This is a genomic window from Klebsiella sp. K5-204 (genome assembly GCF_030128585.1).
GTDB classification, from domain to species: Bacteria; Pseudomonadota; Gammaproteobacteria; order Enterobacterales; family Enterobacteriaceae; genus Klebsiella; species Klebsiella quasipneumoniae.
In genome coordinates, this window is the sequence record NZ_JAKUZS010000003.1 from 168704 (window position 1) to 189332 (window position 20629).

Consider the following 20629-nt stretch of genomic DNA (forward strand, 5'->3'; position numbering starts at 1 on the left):
TTTGCCCTCCCCCGGCCGGGAGAGGGCAGTCAATTACAGATTCTCACCGTTGCTGGCGATGACCTCTTTGTACCAGTTGAAGCTCTTCTTGCGCGAGCGGGACATATCGCCGGTGCCGTCGTCGTGTTTGTTGACGTAGATGAAGCCGTAGCGTTTGCTGTACTGGCCGGTGGTGAAGGAGACGCAGTCGATGCAGCCCCACGGGGTATAGCCCATCAGATCGACGCCGTCGTAGGTGACGGCTTTCATCATCTCTTCAACGTGGGCGCGCAGGTAGTCAATGCGGTAGTCATCGTTGATACTGCCGTCGGCTTCGACTTTGTCGTAGGCGCCAAAGCCGTTCTCGACGATAAACAGCGGCTTCTGGTAGCGCTCATACAATTCACACAGGGAATAGCGCAGACCGACCGGGTCAATCTGCCAGCCCCAGTCGGAGGCTTTGACGTGCGGATTCGGCACGCTGCCTTCGAAGCCGGAAATGGCGTCGCCGGTGCCGCCTTCGGCTTTTACCGCGTTGGTCATGTAGTAGCTGAAGCCAAGATAAGCGCAGGTGCCTTCGCGCAGGATCTGCGCGTCGCCATCTTCCATCTTGATGTTGAAGCCGCGGCGCTCCCACTCATTCAGCACATAGCTCGGATAGTAACCGCGCAGCTGAACGTCGGTAAAGACGTAGCGCTCGCGCATCGACTCCTGAGCAAACATCACATCTTCCGGTTTGCAGGAGTAAGGGTAGAGGGCGACCATCGCCAGCATGCAGCCGACCTGCATGTCCGGGTTAATACCACGCGCCGCTTTCACCGCCAGCGCGCTGGCGACGAACTGATGGTGCAGCACCTGGTACATGGTCTCTTCCGGGTTGTCATGCTCGGTATAAACCACCCCGGAGCAGCAGTAGCCGAACAGCGGCGCGCGCCAGTTACGCTGGTTATTGATCTCGTTGAAGGTCATCCAGTATTTCACTTTGTGCTTATAGCGCTCGAAGACCACTTCGGCGAAGCGCACAAAGAAATCGACCACTTTACGGTTGGTCCAGCCGCCGTACTGCTGCACCAGGTGCAGGGGCATCTCGAAGTGGGAGAGGGTGATCACCGGCTCGATGTTGTACTTCAGCAGCTCGTCGAACATGTCGTCGTAGAACTTCAGCCCCTCTTCATTCGGCTGGGTCTCGTCGCCCTGCGGGAAGATGCGGGTCCAGGCGATAGAGGTACGGAAGCATTTGAAGCCCATCTCGGCGAACAGTTTGATGTCTTCTTTATAGCGGCCGTAGAAATCCACCGCTTCGTGGTTGGGGTAATATTTGCCGGCTTCAACCTGGTGGGTGATTTCACGCGGCACGCCGTGCGCCCCGCCGGTCAGTACGTCGCAGATGCTCGGGCCTTTGCCGCCCTGATCCCAGCCGCCTTCAACCTGATGCGCGGCAACCGCGCCGCCCCATAAAAAATCTTTCGGAAGGGTTAATTTTTTCATCCTGGCTAATCTCTCTAATAACTATTGCTCTCGAGTCTAGCAAAGTGAAATTGAATGTCACGATATAACAAATTACGCCAAACGTAATATGTTACATCGAAAAAACAGGCTGTTATTTTTAGCTGATTTTGCGCGCTAATTTACGTCCGAGCGTTTCGAGAATATAGATCACTGGAATTTGCGTCGTAATATCGTAGACACCGCCAATGCGCGTCTGCGGCACGTGCCAGGAGAGATTGAAATCGGCCAGTTTGGCCAGCCGCGAGTGTTCGTGACTGGTAATGGACATCACCTTGCAGCGGTGCAGGCTGAACTGGCTGGCGAAGCGCAGGATCTCTTCCGTCTCGCCGGAGACGGAAAGCACGATCGCCAGCGCGTTACGGGCCATATCGTTAGTCACCGGAAAATAGGGGTCATCAATATGATTACTAAATTTCCCGACGTTGGAGAAGAAGCGGGCGCCATATTTCGCCAGCGCGCCCGAGGTGCCTGCGCCGACGAAAATAATACGTTCGGAGGCGAGAATAATATCGACGGCCTGCTCGAGTAATTCATCGAACTCGTCATTATTAACGCTTTTAAAAAAGCTCATGATTTCGCTGGCGCCGATATTTGCCTGTTGAGGCTCGTTCTGCTCAAGATATAATTTAAAGCGCACGCGAAATTCAGAGTAGCCCTCGCACTGCAGTTTGCGGCAGAAGCGCAACACGGTGGTGGTGGAGACGCCGGCGGCTTCGGCCAGTTCGCGGATGGTCATGTACATCACTTTGTCACGATTCTTAATGACGTAGTGGTAGACCATCATCTCAAGATTATTGAGACTGGCGACAGCGGCGTGGGAGAACATACTCACAGTGGCGAACTCACAATTCATAATGACCAGGACGGAATTATATCATGCAGGCCAATGACATTACCTTTTTTCAGCGCTTTCAGGAGGACATCCTCGCCGGGCGCAAAACGATCACCATTCGCGATGCGGCGGAGTCGCACTTTAAGCCCGGCGATGTGCTGCGCGTCGGGCGCTATGAAGACGACGGCTATTTTTGCACCATCGCCGTAACCGCGACCTCGACGGTGACTCTCGACACGCTGACCGACCAGCATGCTCAACAGGAGAATATGACCCTCGGGCAGCTGCGTCAGGTCATCAGCGACATCTATCCTGGGGAGAACCAGTTTTATGTCATTGAATTCAAAACGCTTTAAGACAATCAGGAACAGCTGTGAGTTGAAATAAAATTGTAACTTTATGATTTTAATGTGTTTACAAATATACATCGTTTTATTTTAGCTAACAGGTGTTCACTGGAATCATTCTCAGTTACCCTAAGTGGGCAATGAAAGCGTTCTTGTTTTCACGGAGTCAAATATGGTGCGCAAACCATTAATCACTCAGGGATATTCTCTGGCAGAGGAAGTTGCCAACAGCATCAGTCACGGGATCGGGCTGGTGTTCGGTATCGTCGGCCTCGTGCTCTTGCTGGTGCAGGCGGTGGACACTAACGCCAGCGCGACGGCGATCACCAGCTACAGTCTGTACGGCGGCAGCATGATTATGCTGTTTCTCGCCTCCACGCTCTATCACGCGATCCCGCATCAGCGGGCGAAACAGTGGCTGAAAAAGTTCGACCACTGCGCCATCTACTTGTTAATCGCCGGGACCTATACGCCGTTTTTGCTGGTAGGGTTGAACTCGCCGCTGGCGAAGGGGCTGATGATCGTCATCTGGAGCCTGGCGCTGCTGGGGATCCTGTTTAAGCTGACCATCGCGCACCGCTTTAAAATCCTGTCGCTGGTGACCTATCTGACCATGGGCTGGCTGTCGCTTATCGTGGTCTATCAGCTGGCGGTAAAGCTGGCGGTGGGCGGCGTGACGCTGCTGGCGGTCGGCGGGGTGGTGTACTCGCTCGGGGTCATCTTCTACGTCTGCAAACGCATTCCCTATAACCACGCTATCTGGCATGGCTTCGTGCTCGGCGGCAGCGTGTGTCACTTCCTGGCGATCTATCTGTACGTCGGCCAGTCCTGATAAACATCCCACGGTGGCGCTGCGCTTACCGTGGCTACGGTTATCTGCGGCCTGGAAATCCCACGGTGGCGCTGCGCTTACCGTGGCTACGGTTATCTGCAGTCAAGTAGCCCGGCTAAGGCGCGAGCGCCGCAAGCCGGGAGTCATAACGCTTTATTACGCGTCTTCCAGTGAATAGGGCAGCGGTTCGATGCGCAGGCTGCCGGCATCGTCGCGCACGCGGAACACGCTGTCCGGCTCCATATCGTTATTCATCACCACCTGCACCAGCAGCTGGCCATCATCCAGCTGAACCGCCGCAAGCACCGTACCGGTGCGGCGCCAGTTTTCGCCCATCTTCAGCTCCAGATCTTCTCCGGCCTCCGGCACCCGGCTGGCGGTACCTGACAGCGTCCACAGCGCGCGCTTATTGGCGCCGCGGAATTTCGCCCTGGCGACCATTTCCTGGCCGGTATAGCACCCTTTTTTGAAGCTGATACCGCCCAGCGCCTGCAGGTTGGTGGCCTGCGGAATGAACTGCCCGCTGTTGGCGCTGTCGATCACCGGCAGACCGGCTTCAATATTCAGCGCCAGCCACTGCTGGCTGTTGTTGAGCTGCGCTTCGCCGCGCAGCGCGTCGGTGACGCGATTGGCGGTGTCGACATCGGTCACCAGCAGGAAGCGTTCGCCAGGGTGTTCAAACCACAGCAGGCTGGTGGCGCCTTCGCTAATCACCGGCGTCGCGGCGTCGGGCAGGGCGGCGAACAGCGGCGCCAGCGCGGCGCGCGCCTGGAAGCCGGCCACCCCCAGCAGAACCAGATCGTCGTTGGCGGCGATGGTGACTTTGGAGAAGACGGCATATTTTTTCAGCTCGGTCAGCTGCGCGTCGCGCAGGCTGCGGCGCTCAATCCACGCGAAGCCGCCGTCGCGGCGGAATACGCGCAGGTTGCTCCACATCTTGCCTTTGGCGTCACAGTGGGCGGCAAGCAGATGCTGGGCATCGGTGAGACTGCTCACATCGGCGGTAATCTGCCCCTGCAGATATTTTTCGCTGTCCGGTCCGCTAATTGTCGCCAGCGCCCAGTCATCCAGGGTCATCAGCGTTAACGGCAGACGAGCGGAAGAGGAAGGCTGACGCGGAGGAAAAGGTGTAAAAGCCATAGTCATATCCTGAATCGCTTAACGCAGTGTGTGTGACCAATGGTAAAAGAGCTATAGTGCATTGCAAGCGCTTTCAACAGGCCATTTGTGCGCTGACGTTTGGTGACGGCCTGACGCGGGAAAACAATAAGCCCATCATTATTTTATGGTTTTTATGGAAGGATGCTCGCATTCAGCGATATTCCTGTAAAGTTACGGCAGAAAACGGGTTAAACTAACCTATATTTTGCTGCTGGAAGGTCAACATGGACATTAACAATAAAGCACGTATCCACTGGGCATGCCGCCGCGGGATGCGCGAACTCGACATCTCCATCATGCCGTTCTTTGAGTATGAGTACGATACCCTCAGCGACGCTGACAAACAGCTGTTCATTCGCCTGCTGGAAAATGACGATCCGGATCTGTTCAACTGGCTGATGAACCACGGCAAACCGGCCGATGCGGAGCTGCAGCGGATGGTAACCTTAATTCAGACACGGAATCGGGAACGTGGTCCTGTGGCAATCTGATCTCCGTATCTCCTGGCGCGCGCAGTGGTTTTCCCTGCTGCTCCACGGCGTTGTGGCGGCGCTGGTGCTGCTGGTTCCCTGGCCGTTAAGCTACACCCCGATCTGGCTGCTGCTGCTGTCGCTGGTGGTCTTTGACTGTGTGCGCAGCCAGCGACGGATCCATGCCCGTCGCGGGGAGATAAAGCTGCTCACCGATTCCCGGCTGCGCTGGCAAAACGCCGAATGGGAGATCCTCGGGACGCCGTGGGTCATCAACAGCGGTATGCTGCTGCGTTTGCGCCATGTCGATACCCGACGCGGTCAGCATCTGTGGCTGGCGGCGGACAGCATGGATCCCGGAGAGTGGCGGGATCTGCGCCGGCTGGTGCTGCAAAAACCGGCGCAGGAGTAAGCGGCGTCAGGAGAAGTGTTCGGCCATTTCGCCGAGGATCTGCTCGCACCAGCTCTGGATGCGCTCGTCGCTCAGGTCGTACTGGTTGGTTTCATCCAGCGCCAGGCCAACGAACAGTTGGCCATCAGCGATCACCGGTTTCGGGCTGGTGAACTCATAGCCTTCGGTTGGCCAGTAGCCGACAAACTTCACGCCTTTGGTCGCCAGCTTGTCATGCAGCATGCCCAGCGCGTCAAGGAACCATTCGCCATAGCCCAGCTGATCGCCCATGCCGTACAGCGCGACGATTTTGCCCTCCAGGTCCAGGGTGTCCAGCTGGTCCCAAACCGCTTCCCAGTCTTCCTGAATTTCGCCGAAATCCCAGGTCGGGATGCCGAGGATCAGTACATCGTACTGGCTCATCAGGGCGGGGGAGTCATCTTTCAGATTGTGCAACGTCACCAGCTCAGGGCCGATGATATCGCGGATTTTCTCCGCGGCCATTTCGGTGTAGCAGGTACTGGAGCCGTAAAACAGACCTATATTCATCGCGTAAACATCTCGATTCTTGCTGTGAATGGCGGGCAGTGTACCAGAAAGGCGTCCTCTTAAGGCATAATGAGAGCGTTTAACGAACAAAGAGGCCGATGTGAAACAGGATCTGGCACTAATCGAACAGTTTCTCGATGCCCTTTGGCTGGAGCGCAATCTGGCGGAGAATACGCTCAGCGCCTACCGTCGCGATTTGACGATGCTGGTGGAGTGGCTGCACCATCGCGGCCTGTCGCTGGCAAGCGTCGGCAGCGACGACCTGCAGGCGCTGCTGGCCGAGCGGCAGTCCGGCGGCTATAAAGCCACCAGCACCGCGCGCCTGCTGAGCGCCGTGCGTCGTTTCTTCCAGCATCTGTACCGGGAAAAAATTCGCCCGGACGACCCCAGCACGCTGCTGGCCTCGCCGAAGCTGCCGCAGCGGCTGCCGAAGGATCTCAGTGAGGCGCAGGTTGAGCGTCTGCTGCAGGCCCCGCTGGTGGAGCAGCCGCTGGAGTTGCGCGACAAAGCGATGCTGGAGGTGCTGTATGCCACCGGCCTGCGCGTCTCGGAGTTGGTGGGGCTGACGATGAGCGACATCAGCCTGCGACAGGGCGTGCTGCGGGTGGTGGGCAAAGGCAACAAAGAGCGGCTGGTGCCGCTGGGGGAAGAGGCGGTACTGTGGGTGGAAAATTACCTCGAGTATGGTCGCCCCTGGCTGCTGAACGGCGTGGCGTCGGATGTCTTATTTCCCAGCCAGCGCGCCCAGCAGATGACGCGTCAGACCTTCTGGCACCGGATTAAACACTATGCCGTGCTGGCGGGGATCGACAGCGAAAAGCTCTCCCCGCACGTGTTGCGCCATGCGTTCGCCACGCATTTGCTCAATCATGGCGCCGATCTGCGCGTGGTGCAGATGCTGTTAGGACACAGCGATCTCTCCACCACGCAGATCTACACCCACGTGGCGACCGAGCGTCTGCGACAACTTCATCAACAGCACCACCCGCGGGCGTGAGTGCTGAACAAAAGGACTGAGTATGAAAAAAGGTTTATTGATGTTCACCCTGCTGGCGGCTTCCCTTTCCGGGGCGGCGCATGCCGATAGCGCGGCAATTAAACAGTCGCTGGCGAAGCTGGGTGTGCAGAGCACCGATATTCAACCGTCGCCGGTTTCCGGGATGAGCACGGTGCTGACCGACAGCGGCGTACTGTATGTCACCGACGACGGCAAGCACATCATCCAGGGGCCGATGTACGACGTGAGCGGCGCGCAGCCGGTCAATGTCACTAACCAGCTGCTGCTGGGTAAACTGAACGCGCTGAGCAACGAAATGATTGTCTACAAAGCGCCGAAGGAGCAGCACGTCATTACCGTCTTCACCGACATCACCTGCGGTTATTGCCACAAGCTGCATGAGCAGATGAGCGACTACAACGCGCTGGGGATCACCGTGCGCTATCTCGCCTTCCCGCGCCAGGGACTGCAGAGCCAGGCGGAGCAGGATATGAAGGCCATCTGGTGCGCGAAAGATCGCAACAAAGCGCTGGATGACGCTATGAACGGCAAGGGCGTGCAGCCGGCGAGCTGCAGCGTGGATATCGCTAAACACTACACCCTTGGCGTGCAGATGGGCGTCAACGGTACCCCGGCGATGGTCCTCAGTAACGGCATGGTGCTGCCGGGCTATCAGGGGCCGAAAGAGCTGAAGGCGTTCCTCGACGAGCATAAAAAACAGACAAGCGGTAACTGATTCGCGTGAAACAACAGATACAACTATGCCGCCGCGAGGCGGTTGACGGCGTCGATTTACCCGCCGATCTGCCGCCGCTGCTGCAGCGGCTGTATGCCAGCCGCGGGGTGCGCAGCGCCCAGGAGCTGGAGCGCAGCGTCAAAGGCATGCTGCCGTGGACGCAGCTCACCGGCGTTGAAAAAGCGGTCGGGATGCTGCACGACGCTTTCCAGAAAGGGTTGCACATTGTCGTAGTCGGCGATTTTGACGCCGACGGCGCCACCAGCACCGCGCTCAGCGTGCTGGCCCTGCGCGCGCTGGGCTACGGCAACGTCTCCTACCTGGTGCCGAACCGTTTTGAAGACGGCTACGGCTTGAGCCCGGAAGTGGTCGATCAGGCCCACGCCCGCGGCGCGCAGATGATCATGACCGTCGACAACGGGATCTCGTCCCATGCCGGCGTCGATCATGCCCATGCGCTGGGGATCCCGGTGCTGGTAACCGATCACCACCTGCCGGGGGAGACGCTGCCGGCGGCGGAGGCCATCGTTAACCCTAACCTGCGCGATTGCGACTTTCCGTCGAAATCGCTGGCCGGGGTCGGGGTGGCGTTCTATCTGATGCTGGCGCTGCGCACCTTTCTGCGTGATAACGGCTGGTTCGATGCCCGCGGCATCGCCGCGCCGAACCTTGCCGAGCTGCTGGATCTGGTGGCGCTTGGCACCGTTGCCGACGTCGTGCCGCTGGATGCTAACAATCGTATTCTCACCTGGCAGGGGTTAAGCCGCATTCGCGCCGGCAAATGTCGGCCCGGTATTAAGGCGCTGCTGGAGATTGCCAACCGCGATCCGCAAAAGCTGGCGGCCAGCGACCTCGGTTTTGCCCTCGGGCCGCGCCTGAACGCGGCGGGGCGGCTGGACGACATGTCGGTCGGCGTCGCGCTGCTGCTGTGCGATAACATTGGCGAAGCGCGCGTGTTAGCCAATGAGCTTGACGCGCTCAACCAGACGCGCAAAGAGATCGAGCAGGGGATGCAGGCGGAAGCGCTAACGCTCTGTCAGCAGCTGGAACGCAGTAGCGACACCCTGCCCGGCGGGCTGGCGATGTACCATCCGCAGTGGCACCAGGGGGTGGTCGGCATCCTCGCCTCGCGAATTAAGGAACGTTTCCACCGGCCGGTGATCGCCTTTGCGCCCACCGGCGACGGCACGCTGAAAGGCTCCGGCCGCTCCATTCAGGGGCTGCATATGCGCGATGCGCTGGAGCGTCTCGATACGCTCTATCCGGGGCTGATCCTGAAGTTCGGCGGCCACGCGATGGCGGCAGGATTATCGCTGGAAGAGGCGCGCTTTGAGGAGTTTCAGCAGCGCTTTGGCGAGCTGGTGACCGAGTGGCTGGATCCCGCGCTGTTACAGGGCGAGGTCGTTTCCGACGGGCCGCTGGCGGCGGCGGAGATGAGCATGGAAGTGGCGCAGATGCTGCGCGACGCCGGGCCGTGGGGACAGATGTTCCCGGAACCGCTGTTTGACGGCCGTTTCCGCCTGCTGCAGCAGCGGCTGGTGGGCGAGCGTCACCTGAAGGTGATGGTCGAGCCGGTTGACGGCGGCCCGCTGCTGGACGGTATCGCCTTCAACGTGGATACTTCCATCTGGCCCGACAACGGCGTGCGTGAAGTCCAGTTAGCCTACAAGCTCGACATCAATGAGTTCCGCGGCAACCGCAGCCTGCAGCTGATCATCGATCACCTCTGGCCAAATTGACAACAGTGTATGAATAAGGGCGCGAATCCGGTAGAATTCCGCTCTTATCACCGCATTTTGACAAATCCATTAAAAGAAACCGACCATGTTTGAAATAAATCCGGTAAAAAACCGCATTCAGGACCTCACGGAGCGCTCCGACGTTCTTAGGGGGTATCTTTGACTACGATGCCAAGAAAGAGCGTCTCGAAGAAGTAAACGCCGAGCTGGAACAGCCGGACGTCTGGAATGAACCTGAACGCGCTCAGGCGCTGGGTAAAGAGCGTTCTTCCCTGGAAGCCATCGTAGATACCCTGGATCAGATGTCCCAGGGGCTGGAAGACGTTGCCGGCCTGCTGGATCTGGCCGTGGAAGCGGACGACGAAGAGACCTTCAACGAAGCCGTCGCCGAGCTGGATACGCTGGAAGAGAAGCTGGCGCAGCTTGAGTTCCGCCGCATGTTCTCCGGCGAATACGACAACGCCGATTGCTACCTCGATATTCAGGCAGGCTCCGGCGGCACCGAAGCCCAGGACTGGGCCAGCATGCTGATGCGCATGTACCTGCGCTGGGCGGAAGCGCGCGGCTTTAAGACCGAGATCATCGAAGAGTCCGAAGGTGAAGTCGCGGGCATTAAATCCGTGACCATCAAGATCATTGGCGATTACGCTTACGGCTGGCTGCGTACCGAAACCGGCGTTCATCGTCTGGTGCGTAAGAGCCCGTTCGATTCCGGCGGCCGCCGTCATACCTCCTTTAGCTCTGCGTTCGTTTACCCGGAAGTTGAAGACGATATCGATATCGAAATTAACCCGGCCGACCTGCGCATCGACGTTTACCGCGCCTCCGGCGCCGGTGGGCAGCACGTTAACCGTACAGAATCCGCGGTGCGTATTACCCACATCCCGACCGGGTTGGTGACGCAGTGCCAGAACGACCGTTCGCAGCACAAGAACAAAGACCAGGCCATGAAGCAGATGAAAGCAAAGCTTTATGAGCTGGAGATGCAGAAGAAAAATGCCGAGAAGCAGGCGATGGAAGACAACAAGTCCGATATCGGCTGGGGCAGCCAGATCCGCTCTTACGTGCTGGATGACTCGCGTATTAAAGATCTGCGTACCGGGGTGGAAACCCGCAACACTCAGGCGGTGCTCGACGGCAGCCTGGACCAATTTATCGAAGCAAGTTTGAAAGCAGGGTTATGAGGAACCAACATGTCTGAACAACAAGCACAGGGCGCTGACGCGGCAATTGACCTTAATAATGAACTGAAAACCCGTCGCGAGAAGCTGGCTGCGCTGCGTGAGCAGGGCGTCGCTTTCCCGAACGATTTCCGTCGTGACCATACCTCTGACCAACTGCACGCTGACTTCGATGCCAAAGAAAACGAAGAGCTGGAAGCGCTGAACGTTGAAGTGGCCGTGGCTGGCCGCATGATGACCCGCCGTATCATGGGTAAAGCGTCCTTCGTCACTCTGCAGGACGTTGGCGGCCGCATCCAGCTGTACGTAGCGCGCGATGACCTGGCGGAAGGCGTTTACAACGACCAGTTCAAAAAATGGGATCTCGGCGACATCATCGCCGCCCGCGGTAAGCTGTTCAAGACCAAAACCGGTGAGCTGTCTATCCACTGCACCGAGCTGCGTCTGCTGACCAAAGCCCTGCGCCCGTTACCGGACAAGTTCCATGGCCTGCAGGATCAGGAAGCGCGCTATCGTCAGCGTTACCTCGACCTGATCTCCAACGATGAATCGCGCAACACCTTTAAAGTGCGTTCGCAGATCCTGGCGGGTATCCGTCAGTTCATGGTTGGCCGCGGCTTTATGGAAGTGGAAACCCCGATGATGCAGGTGATCCCGGGCGGCGCCTCCGCGCGTCCGTTCATCACCCATCATAACGCGCTGGATCTGGACATGTACCTGCGTATCGCGCCGGAACTGTACCTCAAGCGCCTGGTCGTGGGCGGTTTCGAACGCGTCTTCGAGATCAACCGTAACTTCCGTAACGAAGGGATCTCCGTTCGTCATAACCCAGAGTTCACCATGATGGAACTCTACATGGCCTATGCGGACTATAAAGATCTGATCGAGCTGACCGAATCCCTGTTCCGCACCCTGGCGCAGGACATTCTCGGCAACACCGAAGTGCCTTACGGCGACCAGGTGTTCGACTTCGGCAAGCCGTTTGAAAAACTGACCATGCGCGAAGCGATCAAGAAATACCGTCCGGAAACCGAGATGGCGGATCTGGATAACTTCGATTCCGCGAAAGCGATCGCTGAGTCTATCGGCATCAAAGTGGAGAAGAGCTGGGGTCTGGGCCGTATCGTGACCGAGATCTTCGAAGAAGTGGCGGAAGCGCACCTGATCCAGCCGACCTTCATCACTGAATACCCGGCGGAAGTTTCTCCGCTGGCGCGCCGTAACGACGTCAACCCGGAAATCACCGACCGCTTTGAATTCTTCATCGGCGGCCGTGAGATCGGTAACGGCTTTAGCGAGCTGAACGACGCCGAAGACCAGGCGCAGCGCTTCCAGGACCAGGTTGATGCGAAAGCCGCGGGCGACGACGAAGCGATGTTCTACGATGAAGACTACGTGACCGCGCTGGAGCACGGCCTGCCGCCGACCGCCGGTCTGGGTATCGGTATCGACCGCATGGTGATGCTGTTCACCAACAGCCACACCATCCGCGACGTGATCCTGTTCCCGGCAATGCGTCCGCAGAAATAATCGCGTCTTGTGAAATGCAAAAACCCGGCTTGCCGGGTTTTTTTATGTCTGACGTGAGGCCTGAAGGCTGGCGTAGCGCGGCTGGCGGCGTAAATGCCTTAACCGGGCTACGCAACAGCGCAGAACCGTAGGCCTGTGCAAGCGTAGCGCCGCCAGGCAACGATGACAGGTACGGAGTCGCTTTTTGCGCCGGGTGGCGGCTGCGAGAATAGTCAGCTTACCCGCGCACACGCGCAACAAAGTCGGTCAGCGCCTGGCGAGCGTCCCGATTTTCCGCTTCCAGCACCATCCACGGGCTAAACGCCCACGGCGTGGCGGCCAGCGCGCTTAACATCGTTGCCAGGTCAACCCACTGATAATCCATGACTTCATCGTCGTTAGGCAGCACTTCGCTCACCACGCGCGCGGCATACACCGGGCATACTTCGTTCTCAACGATGCCGTTCGGGGCGACCGCCCGGTAGCGGAAGGCCGGGTGAACCGGCACGATGTCGGCGATCTCCACGCCGAGTTCGAAGCGACAGCGGCGCGTGACGGCCTGCTCGAAGGTCTCGCCCTGCTGGGGGTGTCCGCAGACGGAGTTGGTCCACACCCCGGGCCAGGCTTTTTTGCCCAGCGAACGGCGGGTGACCAGCAATTGACCCTGCTGATTAAACAACCAGCAAGAGAACGCGAGATGTAAAGGGGTATCAAGCGTGTGGGCGGCATACTTCTCCAGCATACCGGCAGGCTGATCCTGCTCATCCAGTAAAATGACGTGTTCCCCGGCCATGACGACTCCTGAAAATAAAAAATGACCCGGCACAAACCCGCCGGGTCATGTACTCAGGCCTCTAGGGTAGCCGATAAATGGGAGAAAGGCATTACCAAAACAAGCCCTGCAGTCCGCTCTGTGAGCGGCAACGCGTCATGGCGGGCAAACCCACCACGACGTGCGGCTCCAGCAGTAATCGCTGTTTGTCGCGGGCCGGATTCGATGGCAGGGGGGTATTGGTTTCGCCATCAGGGATGACGCCCTGCGCCGCGGACTGGTATGATATTCGCCCTGGTTGCGAGGTAAGTGGTTGTGTTAAGTGCAGGATGCCTGATGATGAAACGCGTTTATATGACACTGATGCTGGTGGTAAGCCTGGCGCTGGCCGGCTGCTCCAGCAACTCCGATTCCGGTACGACCTACACCGTCAAACGTGGCGATACCCTGTATGGCATCTCCCGCACCACCGGCACCAGCGTTCGCGATCTGGCCCGCCTGAATAACATCTCCCCGCCTTACACCATTGAGGTGGGGCAGAAGCTGAAGCTTAACGGCAGCAGTTCTACGAAGACAACGAAGAAAAAATCTTCCTCCATGCGCACGGCGGCGGTCACGCCTTCGTCCGCGGTACCTCAGTCCTCCTGGCCGCCGGTGGGACAGCGCTGCTGGCGCTGGCCGACCAGCGGCAAAGTGGCCCTGCCTTATTCCACCGCCGATGGCGGCAATAAAGGCATTGATATCGCCGGGACTCGCGGCCAGCCGGTCTACGCCGCCGGGGCGGGCAAGGTGGTCTACGTCGGCAACCAGCTGCGCGGCTACGGCAACCTGATCATGATTAAGCACAGCGAGGATTACATCACCGCCTATGCTCACAACGATAAGCTGATGGTGAATAACGGCCAGAGCGTGAAGGCCGGCCAGCAAATAGCCACCATGGGCAGTACGGATGCCGACTCAGTGCGTCTGCATTTCCAGATCCGCTATCGGGCGACGGCCATCGATCCGCTGCGCTACCTGCCGCCGCAGGGCAGTAAGCCTAAGTGCTAAAAGGTTATTTTATCGCCAGTCAGCATCCGGCGGGCTTGTCACAGGGTGCGTAAGGGCTATAATGCTTCTCGCACCTCTTCGCGGGCGTAGTTCAATGGTAGAACGAGAGCTTCCCAAGCTCTATACGAGGGTTCGATTCCCTTCGCCCGCTCCAAACTCAAGTCTTCTGAAGTCTACCCAACTCAATTTTCCCTTGATAAATAAGAAGTTATAGCATTCTGTTAGTCTATTGAACTCCGACGGAGGACTCCTCTTTGGTTGCGGGATCGGCGTTTTGCGCTGCTGGCGCTGGAGTAGTAGCGTTTAGTGATATTTTCGCACTTATCCTGTTTCCGCAGGATGAGTGATTTTACGCAACCGGCTCGCGCTGACGACGACCGATACCGCAGAGGCCGCGGCGGCGCTCCACAGCGCAACATGAATTGACCTTTCATCTGCTGCCAGCAGAACGCCTACGGCGGCGGCTCCCAGGCACTGCCCGAAAGTGCGCATAATGGATAAAACTCCGGACGCATAACTCGCGTGCTCACGAATAACGTTTGAGAGCATTTCCCGGTTATTGGGACTCTGAAAGCAGCCAAACCCTATTCCGCACACCAGACTTCGCAGGCAGATATCCCACATTGGAGGGCTGGCGGGTAACGTCGCCAGCAGGATCAAACCGACGACAAATATCACCAGCCCCAGGGTGGATATCGCCGGGGCTGATATCGTGTCCGCCCAACGGCCTGCATGCGGCGCAATCAGCACGATCCCTAACGGCCACGGCGTAAACAGCAGGGCAGACACTACCGGACTGTAGCCGTATTCGCTCTGAAACAGGAAGGGTAGCGCAATAAAGGTGATCCCCTGGCTGACAAAAGCAACCATTGACGTGAAAGCCGCGAGGGTAAAACGTTCATTTTTAAACATGCTCGGCGGCAGTAAGGGATGACCCGTGCGGCGGATTTGCCAGATAAAAGCCATGCCGCTCAGCGCAGCGAGAGCCATCCAGCAAAGGCTGCCGAATTGATAAGTAGCGTTCTGTAGGCTGTTCGCCGCCATGATCGTCGAACCCAACAGCAGTGCCGACAATATGGCGCCCAGGGTGTCGAAGGGCGCCTGCATACGGATCGCATTACGCGGCAGCGCTTTGATCGCCAGCAGTAAGGCGAGGGTGCCGGGAAGAACGTTTATCGCAAACAGCCATTGCCAGCTCAGGGTGTGAAGGATCGTACCGCCCAATACCGGGCCGATAGCGGAGCTGGAGGCAATGAGCAGGGCATGGAACCCCAGAATGCGGCCAAGTAAGCGTCCGGGAAATACGGACCTGAGTATTGCGGGGGCAATACTCAGCGTCGCCGCGCCGCCGATCCCCTGAAGCACGCGCATACCGATAAGCATTTCGGGCTTATTCGCCAGCGCGCAACCCAGTGATGTCAGGGTAAAGGTCGTCAGGCCCGCCAGAAATACGGGGCGATAACCCAGACGGGCCGCAAGCGCCGCGAATATCGCCAGCGTCATCGCAGCCGCCAGCAGATACCCGTTGGCGAACCAGACGGCAATACCGGCAGGTACCTGCATATCCTGAGCCATTGAGGGCAGGGCAATGTTGATCATGGTGCCATCAAACACGCCCATTAAGGTGGTGGTCATGATTGCGGCCATCACCCGTGCGCGCGCCGGGCCAGGCAGTCCTTCGTCGCCGGGTTGGCTGGAAAAGAGCGTCATCATTTGTCCTCTGAGAAGAGTGTATGGATGACAAAACTATAAAGATGGCTTTTACCGGGCGGAAGGTGCACTATTTTCACTTTATTGTTGCATCAAACGCCTTATCTTAATGTGCTGGGAGAAAGGGTAATGTCTGATCCCGATTTTAATTTGCTGGTAGCACTCGACATATTGCTGAGTGAAGCGAGTGTCGCAGGTGCGGCACGTCGTCTGAACCTCAGCACCTCAGCCATGAGCCGGACATTAAGCAGGTTACGCGATGTCACAGGAGATCCGATCCTGGTGCGCGCCGGGCGTAACATGGTACTGACCCCGTGGGCCGAAGCGACCCGGGATCGCGCCAGGCGTGCAGTGCACGAGGCCAGGGCGGTATTGCAGCCCTCAACTGAAACGTTCTGCGCGCGAAGTCTGGCGCGTCTTTTTACCATCAGGGCAAACGATGGTTTTGTGGTGGCGTTTGGGCCTGCGCTCATCGCAGCGGTTGCCGACGCCGCGCCGGACGTCTGTATACGCTTCGCGCCTAAGCCGGAAAAAACGTCGCGCTATCTTCGGGAAGGGCTGGTTGATCTGGAGATTGGCGTTCAGAGTAATATGGGGCCAGAAATACGGCTGCAGCGACTGTTTGAGGATCGGTTTGTTGGCGTCGTGCGTAAAGGGCACCCGCTGGCTAAGCAGGCAGAAATAGGCGTGGGTGATTATGTCGCCTGGGGCCATGTGGTAGCGTCACCCGAGGGCGCGTTGCACGGATCCGTTGACGATGCGCTGGCCGAACTGGGGACAAAACGTAAAATTGCGAGCGTCGTACCGGGATTTCCGACAGCACTGTCCGTGGCGCTGGAATCGGATCTTATCGCCATGATACCCGCACTCTATTTACTCAATCAGCGGGTAACGGACCAGGTACACGTTTTCGAGCTGCCGTTCAAAAGCCGTCGTATTACGGTATCGCAGATGTGGCACCCAAGGATGGAACGCGACCCCGGTCACCGCTGGCTGAGAAAGCAAATTCTTGCGATATGCGGTGGGGGGAGGTCAGTCATGGCCTGACCAAATAGACATGTCCGCGCTACAGTCTCGCCACAGCGATCGCTGCTTTCAAAGGATGAGACTCATGACGGCATACGGAACGGAAATTTTCTCAATGAGCGATCTGAACAGACTCACGATCGAAGTCTCCATACTTCGATAGACCGTTTATGTCCTTTCCGCGAGATTTAATCGAAAGCCCTAGTGCTACCTTTAAGCTAACTATTAACGATAAATAAAGGACAGCTTTCCTGTCCTTTATCCTTTTTTATTCAGCTTTGCTCTCGCGCGATCGCAACACTTCACCGACCACCGGGGCGGCAGTAAACGCATTTGGCCATCCCGCGTAGAACGCTGCCTGGGCGACCACTTCTCCGGCCTCTTCAGCCGAAAGCCCATTATCCATGGCCCTGTTTAGGTAGTAGCCAATCTGCGCGCTCTGTCCGGCGGCGATTAACGCGCTGACCGTCACCAGGCTTCTGTCGCGGGGCGTTAGCGCGGGCCGTTGCCAGAGGTCGAGAAACAGCGGGTCGGCAGTAAATTTAACCAGGCCAGGCGAAATGGGGCCGACATTTTTTTCGACGGTGTCTGCACGCTGTTTCTCTACCTCTTCATTGAGGGGCAGCAGCGTCGGCGAGGCGGCGGGCAGGGCCTCTGTCGTCACGCCCCTGGCTACAAAGATGGCTTTAGCGACGCTGACGGCTGACATCGCATTGGGCCAGCCAGCGTAGAAGGCGAGGTGAGTAATGATCTCTGACACTTCCGCGGGCGTCACGCCGCAATCGAGCGCGACGGCAATATAGTGCTTGAGCTCGCCTGGCTGGTTGCGGGCAATCAGCATCGCCATGGTCGCGATGCTACGGTCGCGGGCGGACAGGGCGTCACGTTGCCAGAGGTCGTTGCTGATGGCCTCGCGGCCGAAGCGCGCCAGCGCCGGGGAGACCGCGTGAATGTCAGCGTCCGAAAGAGTGAAAGCCCTGATTGATTTTCTGATAGCGCATACCGCGGAATGAAGGCTATTTTGCGTGCGAAATGTCTGAAGGCGCCGGCCCTGTCTTTCCCTCTGCCTTAACCCTATACTCCCTGTGGATAAAGCGTTTTTTTAATCGCGGCGCATGTTGCCGTGTAACGGCTTATCCCATCGTCAACGCGATGGGCGGGAAATATCAATAAGGGAGAGGCAGCAATGGGCAGACGCTTAATGGTCTGTGTGTTCGCGCTGGTGGCGTTTTCAGCCACTGCAGCGCATGGCCATCACGGCCAGTCGGTAATATCGGGCGCCGACGGCGGCAACGGTTCGGACGGCGGCAGTAGCGATAACTCCTCGGGCCGGGCAGGGTGCCCGGGCGGCACCGATCCCGATAAGCACGGCCATTTTTACCTGCCCGGGACCCGCGAAGCCTGCAATCCTGGCCCTCAGGATGCAGAGAAAGTCGGGTCTTCCCGCTAGCGTTCAGCTCAGATCGTGCAGCGCTTTGTCCAGCGGCGGGGAAAGCTGAATATCCCGAAATGCAACCGCCAGTCCGCCGCGCTCCGGTGAGCAGCACATGACGCCGGCTTTTACCGGGCCTGGCGGAAAGTAGCCGAGACGCAGCAGCGGCCAGCGCTCGCCGTCGGTCGAATACTGCAGCCTTAACGCATCGCCCTTGCGGGTCAGCCGCAGCCAGAAAGTGCGCGGGTCGCCGGGGAAAAGCCCGGTGGCCCAGTCGGAGTGGGTTAACGTCAGCACGCTGCCGATGGCCGGGGCATCGTCATTGAATTCAATTCCCGCCTTCAGCCAGGTCTGCTCGTCCGCCATCATCATCAGCCCGGCCTGGTCGTAAAGCGTGGTGAAATCCGCACATATTTTTGCCTGCAGGGTAAAATCGCCCTCCACCTCAGCGGCATAAAGATGGCCGGAGAAGCGCTCGAAGCCATACCAGGTATGACGCCAGAAATCGGTATGCTTATCGGTGACCACCGTCAGGCCGTCGGTATCGCGGCGCCACTCGGCAGGTTCATTGATCCAGTGAAAGGACGGCTGCATGTTTCCTCCGGGACAGGCTTATAACAGCGTCTGCAGCGCGGGGGACGCCATGCTGGCCTCAAAGGGGATAATCTCCGTATGGGCGAGACCCAGCTGCTGGAAGGGATCCTGGCTCAGACGCGATTCCAGAATTTCCCGGCTGTCGCATTTCGCCAGAATCACCCCGCCGGTGCGGGGAATACGGCGGCCTGAGGTGAGAAAGAGGCCGTCAGCATAGCCTTTTTTGAGCCATTCGACGTGGGCGGGGATCGCGCTGTCAATCTCTTCGAGCGGTTTTATATACGTTAAAACAACCACATAAATCGTACTCATCCTGAAAACCCTGTCAATCCGATGGGATCTTCAGCCTGACACATTTCGATGATAGTTAAAAGAAAACGCGGCATTTTTGCGTGCTATTGAGCAGGAGGCACATGTCGCAACGGTATGGAGATTTATCGCGGCTGTGAAAAACACATATGTTTTTTCGAATGCATATTGATCTTTGTTCGTGGTCCCGTATGCTGTCCGTCACGCTTGAGGAGAAACCATGTCTTTATTGCCCCTGCAACTGTTCAAAAACCTCGCCGATGAAACCCGGCTGGGGATCGTGCTGTTGCTCAAGGCGCGGGGAGAGCTGTGCGTGTGCGATCTCTGTACGGCGCTCGCCCAGTCCCAGCCCAAGATCTCCCGCCATCTGGCAATGCTGCGGGAGAGCGGGCTGCTGCGGGATCGAAAACAGGGTAAGTGGGTCCATTATCGCCTCTCTCCGCAGATACCGGCCTGGGCGGCGCAGGTGATTGAGCAGGCCTGGCTAAGTCAGCAGGACGAGGTGCGGCTGATGGTCAGCAGACTGACTGAGGTGCCGGGTTGTCGGTAAAAAATTTATCTTAACATATATGATTTTTCGAATGTGATTGGTGAGGGAACGATGTTGCTGGCAGGTGCGATTTTTGTCCTGACCCTGGTGCTGGTGATCTGGCAGCCGCGTGGGTTAGGGATCGGCTGGAGCGCGGGCTCTGGGCCGCGACGCTGGGCACCGGTATCCTGTCGGCCTTCCTCTCTTCGATCATGAATAATATACCCAGCGTGCTGCTCGGCGCCTTGTCGATCGATGGCAGCGCGGCAACAGGGACGATCAAAGAGGCCATGATATATGCCAACGTTATCGGCTGCGATCTGGGGCCCAAAATCACGCCGATTGGTAGCCTGGCCACGCTGCTCTGGCTGCATGTGCTGGCGCAAAAGCACATCACCATCGGTTGGGGGTATTATTTTCGCTGCGGCATCACCATGACCCTGCCGGTGCTGCTGGTAACGCTGGCCGCGCTGGCGCTGCGTCTCTCCTTCAATCAGCCATGAGAACGTGCTATGAGCATCACCATTTACCATAACCCTGAATGCGGCACCTCACGTAATACCCTGGCGCTGATCCGCAACAGCGGCGCTGAGCCCACCATTATCTATTATCTGGAGACGCCGCCGTCGCGTGATGAACTACGCCAGCTGATCGCCGCGATGGCGATCCCGGTGCGGGCGCTGCTGCGGCAAAACGTCGAACCCTACGATGCGCTGGGCCTGGCGGAAGACCGGTTTACAGATGACCAGTTAATCGACTTTATGCTCCAGCATCCGATCCTGATCAACCGTCCGATCGTGGTGACGCCGCGGGGCACCCGGCTCTGCCGCCCGTCAGAGGTGGTGCTGGAGATCCTGACGGCGCCGCAAAAAGGCGCCTTCGTGAAGGAAGACGGTGAGCGCGTCATTGATCGGGCGGGGCAGCGTGTGAAATAGCGCGCAAAATGGCGCCGGCTGTAGCAGCCGGCAAGCCATG

Annotated in this window: 23 protein-coding genes, 1 tRNA gene and 2 pseudogenes; 17 read left to right on the plus strand and 9 right to left on the minus strand. The window is 58.1% G+C overall.

What is annotated here, in order from left to right:
* Positions 1–33 precede the first annotated feature (33 nt).
* Positions 34–1467, minus strand: a complete 1434-nt coding sequence (gene bglA, locus MKR05_RS09495; RefSeq protein WP_023290972.1) for a 6-phospho-beta-glucosidase BglA — start codon at positions 1465–1467, stop codon at positions 34–36.
* A 118-nt stretch (positions 1468–1585) separates the two neighbouring features.
* Complete coding sequence (locus tag MKR05_RS09500; RefSeq protein WP_032454033.1) at positions 1586–2314, minus strand: MurR/RpiR family transcriptional regulator; 729 nt, start codon at positions 2312–2314, stop codon at positions 1586–1588.
* Positions 2315–2364: 50 nt separating this feature from the next.
* Between MKR05_RS09500 and yqfB the strand changes: the two genes are divergently transcribed.
* Complete coding sequence (gene yqfB / locus MKR05_RS09505; protein ID WP_023290970.1) at positions 2365–2676, plus strand: N(4)-acetylcytidine aminohydrolase; 312 nt, start codon at positions 2365–2367, stop codon at positions 2674–2676.
* Between the two features lie 163 nt (positions 2677–2839).
* On the plus strand, positions 2840–3499 hold the full coding sequence (gene trhA, locus MKR05_RS09510; protein WP_008806429.1) for a PAQR family membrane homeostasis protein TrhA: 660 nt from the start codon (positions 2840–2842) through the stop codon (positions 3497–3499).
* Between the two features lie 156 nt (positions 3500–3655).
* Here the strand turns inward: trhA and ygfZ are convergent, their stop codons facing one another.
* Positions 3656–4639, minus strand: coding sequence for a tRNA-modifying protein YgfZ (ygfZ, locus tag MKR05_RS09515; RefSeq protein ID WP_023290969.1), 984 nt, complete (start codon positions 4637–4639; stop codon positions 3656–3658).
* Positions 4640–4884: 245 nt separating this feature from the next.
* On the opposite strand from ygfZ, the gene sdhE reads away from it, so the two are divergent.
* Both sdhE and MKR05_RS09525 read left to right on the plus strand, forming a co-directional pair.
* Positions 4885–5151, plus strand: coding sequence for an FAD assembly factor SdhE (gene sdhE, locus MKR05_RS09520; protein ID WP_002916312.1), 267 nt, complete (start codon positions 4885–4887; stop codon positions 5149–5151).
* A complete protein-coding gene (locus MKR05_RS09525; protein ID WP_023290968.1) occupies positions 5132–5542 on the plus strand; it encodes a protein YgfX in 411 nt (136 codons plus the stop codon). Before sdhE ends, MKR05_RS09525 begins: the two co-directional genes overlap by 20 nt.
* Positions 5543–5548: 6 nt before the next feature.
* Here the strand turns inward: MKR05_RS09525 and fldB are convergent, their stop codons facing one another.
* A complete protein-coding gene (fldB, locus tag MKR05_RS09530) occupies positions 5549–6070 on the minus strand; it encodes a flavodoxin FldB (protein WP_004205324.1) in 522 nt (173 codons plus the stop codon).
* Positions 6071–6170: 100 nt separating this feature from the next.
* On the opposite strand from fldB, the gene xerD reads away from it, so the two are divergent.
* The 5 genes from xerD to lysS all read left to right on the plus strand — a co-directional run bounded on the left by xerD (position 6171) and on the right by lysS (position 12253).
* Complete coding sequence (xerD, locus tag MKR05_RS09535) at positions 6171–7067, plus strand: site-specific tyrosine recombinase XerD (RefSeq protein ID WP_251356941.1); 897 nt, start codon at positions 6171–6173, stop codon at positions 7065–7067.
* A 22-nt stretch (positions 7068–7089) separates the two neighbouring features.
* Entirely contained in the window at positions 7090–7803 is a 714-nt protein-coding gene (gene dsbC, locus MKR05_RS09540) for a bifunctional protein-disulfide isomerase/oxidoreductase DsbC (RefSeq protein ID WP_002916301.1), read from the plus strand.
* Between the two features lie 5 nt (positions 7804–7808).
* Positions 7809–9542: a single-stranded-DNA-specific exonuclease RecJ gene (gene recJ, locus MKR05_RS09545; RefSeq protein WP_044524681.1), complete on the plus strand. Its 1734-nt coding sequence runs from the start codon at positions 7809–7811 to the stop codon at positions 9540–9542.
* 85 nt (positions 9543–9627) lie between these two features.
* A protein-coding gene (prfB, locus tag MKR05_RS09550) for a peptide chain release factor 2 (protein WP_101862173.1) occupies positions 9628–10726 on the plus strand; the annotation gives its coding sequence in 2 pieces (ribosomal slippage) (positions 9628–9702 and positions 9704–10726; 1098 coding nt in all).
* Positions 10727–10735: 9 nt separating this feature from the next.
* Complete coding sequence (gene lysS, locus MKR05_RS09555) at positions 10736–12253, plus strand: lysine--tRNA ligase (RefSeq protein ID WP_008806422.1); 1518 nt, start codon at positions 10736–10738, stop codon at positions 12251–12253.
* Positions 12254–12470: 217 nt separating this feature from the next.
* On the opposite strand, the gene idi is transcribed toward lysS, so the two are convergent.
* Positions 12471–13025: an isopentenyl-diphosphate Delta-isomerase gene (idi, locus tag MKR05_RS09560; RefSeq protein WP_032454025.1), complete on the minus strand. Its 555-nt coding sequence runs from the start codon at positions 13023–13025 to the stop codon at positions 12471–12473.
* 315 nt (positions 13026–13340) lie between these two features.
* On the opposite strand from idi, the gene actS reads away from it, so the two are divergent.
* Both actS and MKR05_RS09570 read left to right on the plus strand, forming a co-directional pair.
* The gene (actS, locus tag MKR05_RS09565; RefSeq protein ID WP_044524679.1) at positions 13341–14054 is read left to right on the plus strand and encodes an amidase activator ActS; all 714 of its coding nucleotides are present in this window, start codon (positions 13341–13343) and stop codon (positions 14052–14054) included.
* A gap of 80 nt (positions 14055–14134) precedes the next feature.
* Positions 14135–14208 (plus strand) — tRNA-Gly (locus MKR05_RS09570).
* Between the two features lie 167 nt (positions 14209–14375).
* Here the strand turns inward: MKR05_RS09570 and MKR05_RS09575 are convergent.
* Positions 14376–15764, minus strand: coding sequence for an MFS transporter (locus MKR05_RS09575; RefSeq protein WP_180402174.1), 1389 nt, complete (start codon positions 15762–15764; stop codon positions 14376–14378).
* 129 nt (positions 15765–15893) lie between these two features.
* Between MKR05_RS09575 and MKR05_RS09580 the strand changes: the two genes are divergently transcribed.
* Positions 15894–16811 carry a LysR family transcriptional regulator gene (locus MKR05_RS09580; protein WP_171878670.1) on the plus strand — a complete coding sequence of 306 codons (918 nt, stop codon included), beginning with the start codon at positions 15894–15896 and terminating at the stop codon, positions 16809–16811.
* A 247-nt stretch (positions 16812–17058) separates the two neighbouring features.
* Here the strand turns inward: MKR05_RS09580 and MKR05_RS09585 are convergent.
* Positions 17059–17760, minus strand: a pseudogene (locus MKR05_RS09585) (carboxymuconolactone decarboxylase family protein); the annotation flags it as partial.
* A 216-nt stretch (positions 17761–17976) separates the two neighbouring features.
* Here MKR05_RS09585 and MKR05_RS09590 point away from each other — a divergent pair.
* A complete protein-coding gene (locus MKR05_RS09590; RefSeq protein WP_044524663.1) occupies positions 17977–18240 on the plus strand; it encodes a hypothetical protein in 264 nt (87 codons plus the stop codon).
* A 3-nt stretch (positions 18241–18243) separates the two neighbouring features.
* On the opposite strand, the gene MKR05_RS09595 is transcribed toward MKR05_RS09590, so the two are convergent.
* Together MKR05_RS09595 and MKR05_RS09600 are read right to left on the minus strand one after the other, a co-directional pair.
* Entirely contained in the window at positions 18244–18816 is a 573-nt protein-coding gene (locus MKR05_RS09595; protein ID WP_072421858.1) for a DUF1349 domain-containing protein, read from the minus strand.
* Positions 18817–18834: 18 nt separating this feature from the next.
* Positions 18835–19128: a YciI family protein gene (locus MKR05_RS09600; protein ID WP_072421857.1), complete on the minus strand. Its 294-nt coding sequence runs from the start codon at positions 19126–19128 to the stop codon at positions 18835–18837.
* Between the two features lie 217 nt (positions 19129–19345).
* Between MKR05_RS09600 and MKR05_RS09605 the strand changes: the two genes are divergently transcribed.
* From MKR05_RS09605 to arsC, 4 genes and pseudogenes are all read left to right on the plus strand, one after another.
* The gene (locus tag MKR05_RS09605) at positions 19346–19675 is read left to right on the plus strand and encodes a metalloregulator ArsR/SmtB family transcription factor (RefSeq protein ID WP_101991989.1); all 330 of its coding nucleotides are present in this window, start codon (positions 19346–19348) and stop codon (positions 19673–19675) included.
* Between the two features lie 51 nt (positions 19676–19726).
* A pseudogene (locus MKR05_RS27040) lies at positions 19727–19770 on the plus strand (hypothetical protein); the annotation flags it as partial.
* A 3-nt stretch (positions 19771–19773) separates the two neighbouring features.
* Entirely contained in the window at positions 19774–20157 is a 384-nt protein-coding gene (locus MKR05_RS09610) for an ArsB/NhaD family transporter (protein ID WP_256573325.1), read from the plus strand.
* Between the two features lie 9 nt (positions 20158–20166).
* On the plus strand, positions 20167–20589 hold the full coding sequence (gene arsC / locus MKR05_RS09615; RefSeq protein ID WP_049013767.1) for a glutaredoxin-dependent arsenate reductase: 423 nt from the start codon (positions 20167–20169) through the stop codon (positions 20587–20589).
* Positions 20590–20629: the final 40 nt, after the last annotated feature.